Annotated in this window: 12 protein-coding genes; 10 read left to right on the top strand and 2 right to left on the bottom strand. The window is 63.4% G+C overall.

Features of this window, described 5'->3' with window-relative positions; translation table 11 throughout:
- Positions 1 to 3: 3 nt before the first annotated feature.
- Entirely contained in the window at positions 4 to 1032 is a 1029-nt protein-coding gene (gene cydB, locus AOP74_RS11310) for a cytochrome d ubiquinol oxidase subunit II (protein ID WP_061962457.1), read from the bottom strand.
- A 9-nt stretch (positions 1033 to 1041) separates the two neighbouring features.
- Positions 1042 to 2511 (bottom strand): cytochrome ubiquinol oxidase subunit I, encoded by a 1470-nt coding sequence (locus tag AOP74_RS11305; RefSeq protein WP_061962456.1) that lies wholly within the window; start codon positions 2509 to 2511, stop codon positions 1042 to 1044.
- A gap of 415 nt (positions 2512 to 2926) precedes the next feature.
- Between AOP74_RS11305 and AOP74_RS11300 the strand changes: the two genes are divergently transcribed.
- The 10 genes from AOP74_RS11300 to AOP74_RS12305 all read left to right on the top strand — a co-directional run.
- Positions 2927 to 5500, top strand: a complete 2574-nt coding sequence (locus AOP74_RS11300; protein ID WP_082096300.1) for an Rne/Rng family ribonuclease — start codon at positions 2927 to 2929, stop codon at positions 5498 to 5500.
- A 135-nt stretch (positions 5501 to 5635) separates the two neighbouring features.
- On the top strand, positions 5636 to 5944 hold the full coding sequence (gene rplU / locus AOP74_RS11295; RefSeq protein WP_061962454.1) for a 50S ribosomal protein L21: 309 nt from the start codon (positions 5636 to 5638) through the stop codon (positions 5942 to 5944).
- Positions 5945 to 5958: 14 nt separating this feature from the next.
- Positions 5959 to 6210, top strand: coding sequence for a 50S ribosomal protein L27 (gene rpmA / locus AOP74_RS11290; RefSeq protein ID WP_061962453.1), 252 nt, complete (start codon positions 5959 to 5961; stop codon positions 6208 to 6210).
- A gap of 112 nt (positions 6211 to 6322) precedes the next feature.
- Positions 6323 to 7849 (top strand): GTPase ObgE, encoded by a 1527-nt coding sequence (gene obgE / locus AOP74_RS11285; protein ID WP_061962452.1) that lies wholly within the window; start codon positions 6323 to 6325, stop codon positions 7847 to 7849.
- A gap of 2 nt (positions 7850 to 7851) precedes the next feature.
- Positions 7852 to 8967, top strand: a complete 1116-nt coding sequence (gene proB / locus AOP74_RS11280) for a glutamate 5-kinase (RefSeq protein ID WP_061962451.1) — start codon at positions 7852 to 7854, stop codon at positions 8965 to 8967.
- Positions 8968 to 9101: 134 nt separating this feature from the next.
- On the top strand, positions 9102 to 11855 hold the full coding sequence (locus AOP74_RS11275) for a cation-translocating P-type ATPase (RefSeq protein ID WP_061962450.1): 2754 nt from the start codon (positions 9102 to 9104) through the stop codon (positions 11853 to 11855).
- A 31-nt stretch (positions 11856 to 11886) separates the two neighbouring features.
- On the top strand, positions 11887 to 13173 hold the full coding sequence (locus AOP74_RS11270; protein WP_061962449.1) for a glutamate-5-semialdehyde dehydrogenase: 1287 nt from the start codon (positions 11887 to 11889) through the stop codon (positions 13171 to 13173).
- A gap of 54 nt (positions 13174 to 13227) precedes the next feature.
- Entirely contained in the window at positions 13228 to 13374 is a 147-nt protein-coding gene (locus AOP74_RS12265; protein ID WP_160297488.1) for a hypothetical protein, read from the top strand.
- Position 13375: 1 nt separating this feature from the next.
- On the top strand, positions 13376 to 13972 hold the full coding sequence (gene nadD, locus AOP74_RS11265) for a nicotinate-nucleotide adenylyltransferase (RefSeq protein WP_061962448.1): 597 nt from the start codon (positions 13376 to 13378) through the stop codon (positions 13970 to 13972).
- A partial coding sequence (locus AOP74_RS12305) for a hypothetical protein (protein ID WP_201774331.1) occupies positions 13965 to 14542 on the top strand: 578 nt, incomplete at its 3' end. The genes nadD and AOP74_RS12305, both read left to right, overlap by 8 nt.

Genomic DNA, 14542 nt, shown 5'->3' with positions numbered 1-14542 from the left:
CCGTTACTTCTTCTTAGGCAGGAAGGTCAGGGAGTTGTGCTCGGGGATGTGGTCGGTCGACAGGCGACGACGGAACACCCAGTAGCTCCAGCTTTGGTAGATCAGGATGATCGGCACAAGGACCACGGCGACCCACGACATCACGGTGAGCGTGTAGTCGGTCGACGAGGCGTTCTCCACGGTGAGGGAGTATGCCGGGTCAGTCGTGGACGGCATCACGTCGGGGTAGAGCGAGCCGAAGATCAGGACGACGGCCGCAGCGATCGCAATCGCGTTTGCGGCGAAGGCCTTGCCGTAAGAACCCTTGCCACCGAAGAACCATGTGGCAAGAAGCGCTAGAGCGGCGATCGCAACGGCAGCCCAGGTCCAGGCCACCGAGTAGGCGAGCTGAGTCCAGATCGCGAACGCGCCAGCGACGACGACGGCGATGGGTGCCATGGTGCGCGCGACGGACACTGCACGGTCGTGCACGTCGCCGGATGTCTTGAGTGACAGGAAGATTGCGCCGTGGCTGAGGAACAGCACCAAGGTTGTCGCACCGCCCAGCAGGGCATAGGGCGTGAGCAGGTTAAAGAAGCCGCCCGTGTACGTGCCATTCTCGTCAATCGGCACACCGCGCACGATGTTGGCGAACGCCACACCCCACAGGATCGACGGGACCCACGCGGAGCCCATGATCATCCAGTCCCAACGCCGGCGCCATCCGTCGTCGTTGATCTTTCCGCGGTACTCGATCGCGACGGCACGCACAATGAGGGCGAGCAGGATCAGTAGCAACGGGATGTAGAAGCCTGAGAACAGCGTCGCGTACCACTCGGGGAAGGCCGCGAACATGGCGCCACCTGCCGTGAGTAGCCACACTTCGTTGCCGTCCCAGACTGGGCCGATGCTGTTGAGTGCGACTCGACGCCCCTTGTCGCCCTTGCCGACCTTCTCGAGCAGCATGCCGACACCGAAGTCGAAGCCCTCGAGAACGAGGTAGCCGGTCCACAGGACCGCGATGAGAATGAACCAAAGGAGTGGCAGATCCATGGGGGACTCCTAGTACGCGAAGGACATGGGACGGTCAGGGTCAGTGGATACCTCTTCGGGTTCCACGTTGGGTAGCCCCTCAACGGCGTACCGATGCATCAGCCGGAACCAGAACACTCCCAATATCGCGTAGACAAGCGTGAGGACGGTCAGCGACAGCGCAACCTCGAACACCGATGTCGCTTCGGAGACTCCGAACATTGTCATCAGCATGATCTCGTCCGACCCCGTGGGGTTGGGTGCCACCACGAACGGCTGGCGGCCCATCTCCGTGAAGATCCAGCCAAAGCTCGCGGCAAGGAACGGCATCGGCAGGGAGATCAACGCGAGCTTGGACATCCACGGCTGCTCAACAGCTCGGCCCTTGCGGGTGAACCACAGGATGAGCAGCGACAGCGCGGCTGAGAACACCGCCAAGCCGATCATCAGCCGGAAGGACCAGTACGTCACCAGGAGGTTGGGCTCATAAACGATCTCCTCGCCATTTTCATCCACGGCTCCGTAACGGTCGGCGTAGTACTCCTGGAGCTCGTCGAGACCCCGAACCTCCGCGTTGAAATCACCCTCGGCCAGATAACTGAGCAGGCCGGGCATGACAATGATGTGCTTGACCGATTCGCAGTCGTCCCCGGCAAGATTTCCAATCGCCAGGAGCGAGAACTCTGCGGACTGTTCTGTGTGGCACAGCCCCTCGGCGGCCGCCATCTTGATTGGCTGCTGCTCAAACATCAACTTCGCCTGTACGTCGCCTGACACGATGACTGCAGCGCCAGCGATGAGCATGGTGACGGCTCCGAAACGAGCGGCGGTGCGGTAGACGCCGATGTCCTCGTGGCCCTTGGCCTCGCGGGACTTGCGCACCATCCAATACACGGCAATACCGCCAACGAACGTTCCCGCGACGAGGAATGCTGTGGCGATCACGTGCGGGAATGCGGCTAGCGTCGTGCTGTTCGTAAGGACCGCAAAGATGTCAGTCATCTCTGCTCGGCCCGTCTCGGGGTTGAACTCAGCTCCCACGGGGTGCTGCATCCACGAGTTAGCGGCGAGAATGAAATACGCCGACAAAATCGTGCCGATCGCAAACGCCCAGATAGTCGCGAGGTGCACCTTCCGGGGCAACCTGTCCCAACCGAAGATCCACAGTCCCAAGAAGGTCGACTCGAGGAAGAACGCGACGAGTGCCTCCATCGCCAGTGGAGCGCCAAAGACGTCGCCTACGAAGCGCGAATACTCGGCCCAGTTCATGCCGAACTGGAACTCCTGCACGATTCCGGTGGCGATACCGAGCGCGAAGTTAATCAGGAGAAGCTTCCCGTAGAACTTCGTCATCCGGTAGTACTTCTCTTTGCCTGTGCGCACCCATGCGGTCTGCATGATCGCCACAAGGGTCGACAGGCCGATGGTGAGGGGCACAAGGATGAAGTGATACACGGTGGTAATGCCAAACTGCCACCGCGCTAACTCGAGCACATCCACGGGGGGACTTCCCTTCAGATTGGTCGTTAGGGACCAACGTACCGGTGATGGTGCTGGTAGCGCCCGAGGACCTAGGTCCTAGGCGTGATTACGGTTCGATCACGATGCCTCAGACACGCTGGATCCAGGGGCTTTGAGTAGGTATGGCCCCCCGTGTGTCACAATGGTCCACAGGTCGCACCTAGCCACACCGGGTGCCAACCGCGCGACAGAAGCAGCGACTGCGCAGCAGCCAGTCCCGTCACGGTCCCGCCGGGCTACAGCCGGTAGGCGGAGACATCGGGGATAGGCGCTCGTGATCCAGGCGCCGCTGTCCGCCGCGACCTTCAGACTTCAGGTGGCCGCATACGTGTGAGCCATGACCGACAACAGCGTCGGCGCGGGGTGTGGCCCGTGCCGATGAGAGGTACCCGCCTTGAGCGAGGAACGTACTCCACCCGAAACTCCTACGACCGCTGTGATCTTCCAGGCGCCGGAGCCTGCCCAGCCGCGTCGCGCATCGGCTCCCGCTGGTCCGCCGTCGTCGGCCAAGAAGGACCCCGAGCCCGCCGCAAAGTCGTCCCCGAAGGACAAGGGCGACAACGCGAACAAGGCAGACAAGGGCCCTAAGAGCGATAAGCCCGCCGGCGACAAGCCCAAGGGCAGCAAGGGCCAGTCCGGTCAGAAGTCACAGAAGAAGTCGTCTGACGCTTCCGACGGTGACAAGAAGCCAAAGTCCGATAACGCCAAGTCTGGGGCCGATGCTGGCAACAGCGGCGCTCAGGATGCCGGCTCTGGCAAGGCCCAAGGCGACAACGGCGGTTCACCTGACAACTCCGGTGACGGTTCTGAAGGCGGCGCCAAGCGTCGCCGCCGTCGTGGCGGCCGGGGCCGAGGCCGTAGCAAGACCGGCGGCGAGGGCGGCCAGGGCAACGAGAACGAGCAGTCCTCGGACGACTCCGACAAGTCCTCAGACGCAGGTTCGGCCCAGCCCGAGCAGCAGGGGAACAAGCAGCAGGACAAGGCCTCCTCCGACAACGACGAGTCCGCGCAGGACGAGTCGAACCAGGGTGACAATGACGGTGAGGGCGGTAGCTCGTCGCGTCGTCGTCGCCGTCGCCGCGGATCGCGCTCGGGCGGAAGCTCAGGTGGCGGTGCCAGCGAGGACCAGTTGCAGGGGTCTACGCGTCTCCAGGCCAAGAAGCAGCGTCGCCGCGATTCCCGTGACGGCCAGCGCCGCCGCCCCGTAATTTCTGAGGCCGAGTTCCTCGCGCGCCGTGAGTCCGTCAAGCGCTCCATGGTTGTGCGCGAGAAGGACCACCGCGTTCAGATTGCCGTGCTGGAAGACGATGTCTTGGTCGAGCACTACGTCTCGCACCAGGCGCAGCAGTCGATGGCAGGAAACGTCTACCTGGGACGCGTGCAGAACGTGCTCCCCGGAATGGAAGCAGCCTTCGTCGATGTTGGCCGCGGCCGCAACGCCGTTCTGTACGCCGGTGAGGTGAACTGGGACGCAGCAGGTCTTGAAGGCAAGCCGCGCCGCATCGAACTGGCTCTCAAGCCCGGCGACACGGTCATGGTCCAGGTCACGAAGGACCCGATCGGTCACAAGGGTGCTCGTGTCACGAGCCAGATTTCGCTCGCAGGCCGCTTCCTGGTCTACGTGCCCGCAGGTGGCGTGACCGGCATCTCGCGCAAGCTGCCCGACACCGAGCGTGCTCGACTGAAGAAGCTTCTCCGCGAAGTCATCCCTTCCGACGCGGGCGTCATCGTGCGCACGGCGGCAGAGGGGGCTTCCGAGGACGAGCTGCGCGCCGACGTTGAGCGCCTCAAGCGTCAGTGGGAGAACATCCAGGCTGAGGCTGCCAACGGCAAGGGCCCCAAGCTTCTGCGCGGCGAACCAGACATGGCTATTCGCGTGGTGCGCGACATCTTTAACGAGGACTTTGACTCACTGACTGTCCAGGGTGAAGACACCTGGAACTCGCTGAGCGCATACGTGGGCCAGGTTGCACCTGACCTGATGGAGCGCTTGCACCGCTATCACGGTGAAGGCGACGTCTTCGTCGACTCGCGTATTGACGAGCAGCTCGCCAAGGGCATGGACCGCAAGGTGTGGCTGCCTTCGGGTGGTTCGCTGGTCATCGACCGCACCGAGGCCATGACCGTCATCGACGTCAATACCGGCAAGTTTGTCGGCAAGGGCGGAACTCTTGAAGAGACGATGACGCTCAACAACCTTGAGGCCGCCGAAGAAATTGTGCGTCAGCTGAGGCTGCGCGACATCGGCGGCATCATCGTCGTGGACTTCGTGGACATGCTGCTCGAGGCCAACCGTGACCGCGTATTGCGCCGTCTGATTGAGTGCTTGGGCCGTGACCGGACCAAGCACCAGGTGGCAGAGGTGACGAGCCTTGGCTTGGTGCAGATGACTCGTAAGCGCGTGGGCCAGGGACTCGTGGAAGCGTTCTCGGAGACCTGTGACTGCTGCAAGGGCCGTGGCTTCCTTGTGCACGGCGAGCCCGTGGCCGAGGTCAGCGAGAAGCAGCCTGAGCGTCGTCGCGGTGGTCGCAACAAGGGTGGCGGTGGCAACAACAACACCCAGAACTCCAACCAGAACAACGGTGGGGGCGGCAACAGCCAGCAGTCGAAGAAGGCTGACAAGCCAAAGGTCGACGAGCCTCCCGCCGCTGAACTTCACGCGCTCGATGACCGTGAGGAAGCCCGCGCTGCCGTCAAGGCGACGCTGGCATCCATCGCGGCAGCAGCAGAGAAGGCCCATCACACTGACGACGAAGCGGTCGATGCTGGGGCACAGCCCGATGCCACGGTCGAGTCATCAGTGACAACTGAGCCAGAGGTTCAGCAGCCGGAGAAGACCCCGGAAGCTGACACTGAGGAACCAGCCCACGAAGCCCCGTCTGAGGCCGATTCATCGTCGGAAAAGCAGGATCAGACCCCTGAGCCTGCGCCCGTCGCCGATGCGGACGAGGACAACACGAAGAAGTAGTGCGGAGGGCGGCCTGTCAGTTTGACCTGGCGGGCTGCGCGACGTATATTTGTACGTCGGTGCTGAGCACCGAAGCCTGCCTGCGCCCTGCATGGCAGCGGCAGGAAAACCACAAGCTTTGAAGGATTCGATTTCATGGTGTACGCGATTGTGAAGGCGGGCGGCCGCCAGGAGAAGGTTTCCGAAGGCGACGTCATCGTCGTTGACCGCCTAAAGGCAGACCAGGGTGCGACTGTTGAGCTCGCACCAGTGCTGCTCGTCGATGGTGACAAGGTCACCTCCGACTCGAAGGCGCTGTCCAAGGTCAAGGTGACCGCAGAAGTCGTTCGCGACGAGCGCGGCAAGAAGATTGACATCCTGAAGTACAAGAACAAGACCGGATACCGCAAGCGTATTGGCCACCGTCAGGAGCTCACGCGCCTGAAGGTCACCGGTATCAAGTAAGCGAGGAGACACTCATGGCACACAAGAAGGGCGCGAGCTCCTCGCGCAACGGCCGCGATTCAAATGCTCAGTACCTGGGCGTGAAGCGCTTTGGCGGCGAGTCCGTCTCGGCCGGCGAGATCCTGATCCGTCAGCGTGGCACCCACCACCACCCCGGCAACAACGTTGGCCGTGGCAAGGACGACACCCTGTTCGCTCTTGAAGCGGGCACCGTGCAGTTCACCAACCGCCGCGGCCGCAAGGTCGTCGACGTGGTGGCAGGCTAAGAGCCACACTTCATTACTGTTCCGTTAGGGGCGTCGCCGGTGAGGTGGCGCCCCTAACGCATTTCTAGACCCGTGCGCGTTCGCGCCCGGCGACCGTGAGAGGAGTACGAATATGGCATCGTTCGTGGATCGCGTCGTGCTCCACGCCGCGGGCGGCAAGGGCGGACACGGAGTCGCTTCCGTGCATCGTGAGAAGTTCAAGCCCCTGGGCGGCCCTGACGGCGGTAACGGCGGGCGCGGGGGCTCGGTCCTCCTCGTCGTCGACGCTCAGGTGACGACCTTGCTGGACTATCACCACTCGCCGCACAGGACTGCCGAAAATGGCGGACAGGGCGCTGGAGACAACCGTCACGGTGCCAACGCACCTGACCTGCGTCTTGGCGTCCCCAGCGGCACCATCGTGAAGTCACCCAGTGGCGAAGTGCTCGCCGACCTCGTTGGCGAGGGCGCCGAGTACGTCATTGCTGAAGGCGGCCGTGGTGGCCTCGGCAACGCTGCGCTGGCATCGCAAAAGCGCAAGGCTCCTGGCTTTGCCCTCCTCGGTGAGCCTGGTGACGAGCAGACCATCACGCTCGAGCTGAAGTCGATCGCGGACGTTGCCCTCGTGGGATACCCCAGCGCAGGAAAGTCCTCCCTGATCGCCTCGATGTCGAAGGTTCGTCCCAAGATTGCGGACTACCCCTTCACCACTCTCGTGCCGAACCTGGGTGTCGTGGAAGCAGGCAGCACTCGCTTCACCATGGCGGACGTTCCTGGCCTGATCGCCGGTGCGTCGGAAGGCAAGGGCCTCGGTCACGACTTCCTGCGCCACATCGAGCGTTGCTCCGTGATTGCCCACGTGCTGGACACCGCCACGCTCGAGTCCGATCGCGACCCCGTCAATGACCTCCGCGTCATTGCGGAAGAGCTGCGCGCGTACACCGGCGATGAAGCCATCAGCGGTGTACCGCTGGCCGAGCGCCCGCAGGTCATCATCTTGAACAAGATCGACGTTCCCGATGGCCGCGAGCTCGCACAGATTGTGCGCGACGACCTTGAGAAGGCCGGCATGCCGATCTTCGAGGTCAGCGCAGTGTCGCGCGAGGGCCTGCGAGAGCTTGCCTTCGCCCTCGCTGCCATGGTTGCCGATCACCGGATCTCAGAGCCTGAGGTCGAGAAGGCGCCCATCACCATTCGCCCCAAGGCCGTGGACGATTCCGGATTCACCGTTGAGCACGTGCGCGACGGTGCCCTCGACTACTTCGAGGTCCGTGGCCGCAAGGTGGAGCGATGGGTCAAGCAGACCAACTTCGCCAACGATGAGGCCGTCGGCTACCTGGCTGACCGCTTGGCACGCGCCGGGGTCGAGGACCAACTCTTCCGCGCTGGTGCAGTGCCCGGTTCCGAGGTTGTCATTGGTCCGCGTGAAGGCGGCGTGATCTTTGACTGGGAGCCCACCATGGCTGCTGGCGCCGAACTGCTCGGTTCGCGCGGCACAGACCTGCGAGTCGAGGAGCACGAGCGCGCAGGCGGCCGTGCCACGCGCGCGCAGAAGCGCGCCGAGCACAAGGAGCGGATGGACGCCAAGAGCGCTGCCCGCGAAGAATTGTGGACTGAACGCGATGCCGGGCACTGGACGGACCCCGCGGAGGACGACTGAGAATGACCGCGCGGGAGGGGATCGCACGAGCTCATCGTGTGGTGGTGAAGATTGGCTCATCGTCGTTGACGGGAGCCGATGGCCGTCTCGATGAGGCGGCATTGACCTCTCTGGTCGATGTCCTCGCTGCGATGCGCTCGCAGGGGCGTGACGTTGTCCTCGTGACATCGGGTTCGATCGCCGCCGGGATCGGCCCACTCGGGCTGCCGGCTCGTCCGCGCGAATTGCCGCTGGCCCAAGCCACGGCGTCGGTGGGTCAGGGCATGTTGATCGCGTCATACTCACGTGCATTTGGCGCGCATGGGCTACACGTCGGCCAAGTGTTGCTGACCGCTGAAGACATGGTGCGCCGCACCCACTACGGGAACGCGCAACGCGCTCTCGAGAAGCTCCTCGACTTGGGCGTTGTGCCGATCGTCAACGAAAACGACACCGTTGCGACAGACGAGATCCGGTTTGGCGACAACGACCGGCTGGCGGCGCTGGTCGCGACGGTCATTAGGGCCGATGCTCTGGTTCTGTTGACGGATGTCGATGGGCTTTACACGGCCGCGCCTGACACACCGGGCGCTCGCCGCATCGATGTGGTGGCCGGTCCCGAGGATCTCGCCGGCATTGACATCACGAAGCGTGGCTCAGCCCTGGGCACCGGCGGAATGGTGACCAAGCTGGAAGCTGCCACCATTGCGACCTCGTCAGGTGTCACCACCGTGCTGACGTCTGCGCCCACGGTCTCTGCGGCCGTCGCGGGCGACAACGTGGGCACGCTGTTCCTTGCGACGGGACGTCACAACGCTACCCGGCTCACATGGCTCGCTCACGCGGCGCGCACGGAGGGCCAACTCGTGCTGGATGCGGGCGCCGCAAAGGCGGTCGAGGGGCAGCGAGCCTCCTTGCTAGCTGCGGGAGTACGCGCAGTGCGGGGCGACTTTGATGCTGGCGACCCCGTGGAACTCGTGGGGCCCGACGGCGCCGTCGTCGCGCGCGGCCTCAGCGCGTTTGCCGCGCATGAGATTCCCCCGATGCTTGGGCTGTCGACGGACACCCTCAGGACCGACTTGGGCGACCGTTTCGCCAAGCCCCTGGTCCACATCGACGACTTGATCGTCACCCACTAGCCCCCATTTCCCCTGGCCGTACATACTCGGCGGGCTCCGGCGTCGATCGCATTCGTAGCCGTAATTTAACGGTGCTCTGCTCTTGCTGCGGGGTGTCCGGACGCTAGGCTCGTTTCACACGATGATGGAGGGTCATGTCAGCGACGACCACTCAGCGCGACGAGCCACTGTGGTGGGCACTTCCCGCGGACGATGTTCTCGACCACGTTGACGCGACGACGGCAGGTCTGAGCGGAGACGAGGCGTCGAGCCGCCTGGCGCGTTACGGACCCAATCAACTCGAAGCTAAGAAGTCCGCCAGTTGGTATCAGCTCGCGTTCAAGCAAGTCGTTGACCCGATGAACTTGATGCTCCTCGCTGTGACAGCAGTCTCGCTGGGCATCGGACAGATCCCTACCGGCGTCCTCGTGGGCCTTCTTGTCTTGTTCAACGTGTGGTCTGGCGCAGCGCAAGAAGCGAAGGCTCAGGCCAGTGTCGACGCGCTGGCGACCATGCAAGTGCCGACGGTTCGCACGCATCGCGACGGTGAAGTGGCAGCGATTCCAGCCGTGGATCTCGTCCCAGGTGACGTTATTGAGCTGGAAGCCGGCGACATCGTTCCGGCAGACGCGAGAGTGCTCCGGGCCAGTTCGCTCGAGACTCAAGAGTCCGCACTGACAGGTGAGTCCGCCGCGATTGAGAAGCGCGCTGACCCGACCGATCGCGAGGCCGTCTTGGGCGACCGCACGTCAATGCTCTTCCAGAACACTTCGGTGACTCGCGGAACAGCGACTGCCGTTGTGGTGTCGACTGGGATGAGCACGGAGATGGGCGCGATTGCAACCATGCTCGCGGACGTGGAGCGTGTTGCGTCCCCGCTCCAGCAGGAATTGAGTGGGCTGACCCGCGTTATCGGTTCCGTTGCATGGGGCGCCGTTCTTGTCATCATTGTCCTCGGCGTTACTCGCGGTCAGTCCTTTGCTGATCTGATGTTCCTGGGTACGGCGGTTGCCATTTCGGCAATCCCCACGGGTATGCCCACGTTCGTTCAGCAGATGCTGGCATGGGGCGCAAACCAGTTGACGGATGCAAAAGCTATCGTTGCGTCTCTCAACGACGTGGAGACTTTGGGCGCGACCAGCGCCATCTGTTCGGACAAGACCGGCACGCTCACCATGAACGAGATGACGGCGCGCGAAGCATGGTTTGGTGGCCGCGCCTTCACAATTGACGGGCATGGGTACTCCTTTGAGGGAACGATTCGACGCGAAGCTGGAGCGCCTGTTGAGGAGACGCCAGCCATGGCTTATGCGCTTGCGTTGCCAAACGACGCAACGGTGAGTCCGGATGGTGACGTTGTCGGGGACCCGACGGAAGCTGCCTTCGTGGTGTTCGCCGAGAAGCTTGGGGTCGACGTGCCCGCCACGCACCGGCGGTTCCCACGGCTCGCAGAGGTACCGTTCGACTCGGACCACAAGTTTATGGCCACCTTCCACCGCATCGAGTGGGAAGGCGCTGAGCGCCTCGCGGTTGTGGTGAAGGGTGCACCAGACGTTATCCTCCAGCGGTCCGCTACGTTCCTCGAGGCTGAATCGCAGTCGGTCGTGCCGATTGACACACGTGCACAGGATGTGACGGACCAGATCGAGGGCATGAGTGAGCGAGGACTACGCACGCTATCGCTCGCAATCCGACTTGTTGACCCCGCAGACGAGGACGCTGCGCTGGCAGATCCCATGGCTGCGGTACGCGAACTCACGTTTATGGGTGTTGTCGGCATCGTGGATCCGCTCCGGCCGGCCGCGAAGGTCGCCGTCCAGCAAGCGCAGGCCGCAGGTATTGAAGTCCGCATGATCACCGGCGACCACGTAGTAACCGCTCAGGCAATTGGCGCCGACCTAGGACTGCAGGGCAGTGCGCTCACAGGCGCGGAGTTCGCCGCGATGTCCGATGATGAGGTTGATGCAGACCTCGAACGCATGTCGGTGTTTGGGCGTGTGACGCCACAAGACAAACTTCGGCTCGTCCGGCGGCTTCAGGCACGCGGTGATGTGGTCGCGATGACTGGCGACGCAGTGAACGATGCTGCCGCGATCAAGCAGGCTCAGATCGGTGTGGCCATGGGCTCCGGCTCCGAAGTTACGAAGCAAGCCGCGAAGCTGGTCCTCACTGACGACAACTTCGCGACGCTCGTGAACGCGGTTCGCCTGGGTCGCGTGGTGTACCAAAAGATCCTGAACTTCATCACATTCCAGATGTCGCAGTTGATCGCGCTCATCTCGCTGTTTCTCGCGGCGAGCGTGTTCAACATCAATGACGGAATGGCCCTGACTCCGATCATGGCGCTCGCGCTGAACTTCGCGATTGTCCTCTTCTGCGTTCTCACCATCATCGCTGATCCCGCTCCGGAGGGACTGATGGAGCGTCCGCCGCGCGATCCTGAGCAGGGCATCGCGAGTCGCTCAAACCTCGCCAGGTGGGCTCTGTATGGCGTGCCCCTCTTCCTTGCCGCGCTCTTGCCGCTCGTGGTGTGGGGTGATGAGTTGTCCACGGACTCTGCTTCGGCACCGATGACCATGGCTTTCGTGATCATGGCGCTAGGCACGGTCGTCACCGGTCTTGCTCTACGTCGAGACCCTGAATCAGGCCTTACCGGGCCGTGGGGCAAGGCCCCGCAGCTCTTAGTGTGGCCGGTGGTTCTGACTGTCGCCTCGACAGAGCTCGGCTTCCTCCAGCGTTGGCTTCAGACGACCCATCTTGATGCGTGGCAGTGGGGAGTGTGTCTCGCACTGACCGCCGTGGTTCTCGCTGTTGTCGAAGGACACAAGGCGGTCCTCCGCAAGCGGCTCGGGGCACCGGCAACTCGACCCACCGTCGCGGAGGCTGTGGCGCCTGCGCGCGGCCGGTGACGTTCGCTCGGCCCGCGTAGACTCTTGTGGCATGACTGACACCGCCGTGACCCCAGGCGTTGAGGCAGCAGTCCTTGAGGCCTGCCAACGTGCCAAGCTCGCCTCCCGCGCGCTCGCGACCGCAACACGCACCACCAAAGACCAGGCACTTTTCGCAATGGCCGATGCTTTGGTGGACCAAGCGCCACGCATCGTCGAAGCGAATGCGAAGGACCTTGAGCGTGGGCGCGCCACCGATATGAGCCCTGGACTGCTTGACCGCCTGGCCCTCACCGAGGACCGCATCGGCTCTATTGCAGAGGCACTTCGGTATTTAGCCGGGCTCCCGGACCCAGTGGGAGAGATCAAGCGCGGCTCGACTCTCGCCAACGGCATTCGTCTTGTGCAAAAGGCTGTGCCGATGGGCGTGGTCGGGATGATCTACGAGGCTCGACCGAACGTGACCGTGGACGCGGCGGGACTGGCGTTGAAGTCGGGAAACGCTGCGGTTCTGCGCGGCGGGTCCGCGGCCGCCAGTTCCAATGAAGTCATCGTGGCAGTCCTCCAGGACGCCCTCGACTCGGTGGGCTTGCCCCGGGATGCGGTCCAATCCATCGATGCCTACGGCCGTGAAGGCGCTCACGTCTTGATGAACGCGCGTGGTCTGGTCGACGTGCTCGTTCCTCGGGGCGGAAGTTCGCTGATCCAGGCCGTGGTGCGCGACTCGACTGTTCCGGCGATTGAGACTGGCGAGGGTAACTGCCACGTCTACCTCGATCAGTCGGCCCCGCTGCAACGCGCCATCGACATTGTCGTCAACTCCAAGACCCACCGCGTCGGTGTATGCAACGCAGCAGAGACGCTCTTGGTGCACCGAGCATCGGCCCCTCATTTGCTCCCCGCGGTCCTCGCCGCCCTTCACGCCGAGGGTGTGACTCTCCACGCCGACGCCGCCGCCGCGGAACTCGCGCCTGCCGACGTCCCTGTCGTGCCCGCCACCGATGAGGACTGGGAAACCGAGTACCTCAGCCTCGACATTGCCGTGCGCGTTGTTGACGACCTTGACGAGGCAATCGCTCATATCGATCGCTACTCGACGGGCCACACCGAGGCGATCGTGACCGAGGACATCGGTGCAGCAGAGCAATTCGTCAGCCGCCTCGATACTGCTGCGGTCATGGTCAATGCTTCGACTCGCTTCACTGATGGTGCAGAGTTTGGGCTCGGTGCCGAGATCGGGATTTCAACCCAGAAGCTCCACGCTCGCGGGCCCATGGGACTGGCAGAACTCACCACCACGACCTGGATCGCCTACGGCGACGGCCACGTGCGCCCGTGACGACGCCCACGCGTGGAATAATGACGCCCAACCCCTGACGGAAGGACCCCACCTGTGATTACCGAAGCTGCCGCTGAGGCCGAGCACGTCGTCAACGAACTGCCCATGCCGGCAGAGGCGTTTGGCCTGCTCGCATTTACTGGCCTCATGGCCCTGCTGTTCATCACATTCGCCTTCCGGAGCATCGGCACCCGTCACTAACGTGAGCGCGACGCGGCGCAGGATCGGGGTCCTGGGCGGCAGTTTCGACCCCGTTCACCACGGTCACTTGGCCGCGGCATCGGACGTGTGCGCCACGCTGGACCTCGATCTCATGTTGCTGGTGCCAGTCAATGTGCAGCCGTTCAAGCTTGACGAGGGTGCCGCTAACGCTGACGATCGCCTCGAAATGTGCCGGCTTGCGGTGAACGGTGATGAACGCTTCGAGGTGTCCGCCGTTGACGTCGATCGTGGGGGAGTGACGTACACCGTCGACACTTTGCGCGACCTCCACGCCGAGTACCCGGACGCCGAGATTTTCTTCGTCACAGGGACCGATGCCTTGGAGCGGTTTCACGAATGGCGAGACGCCGAGACGTTGTCCGAATTGGCGACATTCGTGGGAGTAACTCGCCCTGGTCATTCGTTGTCTGAGTCGAATACGCCACACACATTGGTGGAGGTTCCCGCTATGGCGGTATCCTCGACGGACGTGCGTCGACGCGTAACTGAGGGTGCACCGATTCGCTACCTGGTTCCGCGTGCTGTGGCGGACTACATCGCAGAGCACGACCTGTATGCAGGAGGAATGGATGAGTGACCAGGAGCGTCCGCTCTCACGCCGTGAGCGACGCGTGCAGGAGCAGCGCGAGGCACAGCGCCTTGACGACACTGCTGCACTCGAACCTGGCCTCGACACCCACGGTATGCCGCTCTACGCTCCTGACGGCCGCGCGCTGTCGCGACGCGAGCGCCGGCGGCTCGAGCGCCTTGAGCGTCCTGTCGAGACCTGGACCGCTGAAGAGGAAATGATCGCGACGGGACAGATCCCCGCGATGACTCCAGAACGTATCGCTGAGCAAGAGCACATTGCTCGCGAAAAGGCAGAAGAAGCCCAGCGCGATGCGCGCACCGCTTCCGAGGAATTGCTCCACGTCGAAGCAGACGACGTGGACGAGCCTGAGGTCCACGAAGACCCCACGCCCAAGCGGTCCTCGCTGATCCCTGAATCTCCCGCTGAGCCGGTGGAGCAGTCCGCCGCGTCGCCGGAGGACACTCGTCCAGAGCCAGAGCCAGAGCCAGAGCCAGAGCCAGAGCCAGAGCCAGAGCCAGAGCCAGAGCCAGAGCCAGAGCCAGAGCCAGAGCCAGAGCCAGAGCCAGAGCCAGAGCC

The sequence above is a fragment of the Demequina flava genome (assembly GCF_000975035.1).
Classification (GTDB): domain Bacteria; phylum Actinomycetota; class Actinomycetes; order Actinomycetales; family Demequinaceae; genus Demequina; species Demequina flava.
This window is presented reverse-complemented; position numbering and strand designations above follow the sequence as displayed.

What these genes read in the sequence shown, in the direction of transcription:
- cydB (WP_061962457.1), bottom strand. Translation starts at nt 1,032, where the DNA reads ATGGATCTGCCACTCCTTTGGTTCATTCTCATCGCGGTCCTGTGGACC.
- rplU (WP_061962454.1), top strand. Translation starts at nt 5,636, where the DNA reads ATGGTGTACGCGATTGTGAAGGCGGGCGGCCGCCAGGAGAAGGTTTCC.
- rpmA (WP_061962453.1), top strand. Translation starts at nt 5,959, where the DNA reads ATGGCACACAAGAAGGGCGCGAGCTCCTCGCGCAACGGCCGCGATTCA.
- obgE (WP_061962452.1), top strand. Translation starts at nt 6,323, where the DNA reads ATGGCATCGTTCGTGGATCGCGTCGTGCTCCACGCCGCGGGCGGCAAG.
- proB (WP_061962451.1), top strand. Translation starts at nt 7,852, where the DNA reads ATGACCGCGCGGGAGGGGATCGCACGAGCTCATCGTGTGGTGGTGAAG.
- AOP74_RS11275 (WP_061962450.1), top strand. Translation starts at nt 9,102, where the DNA reads ATGTCAGCGACGACCACTCAGCGCGACGAGCCACTGTGGTGGGCACTT.
- AOP74_RS11270 (WP_061962449.1), top strand. Translation starts at nt 11,887, where the DNA reads ATGACTGACACCGCCGTGACCCCAGGCGTTGAGGCAGCAGTCCTTGAG.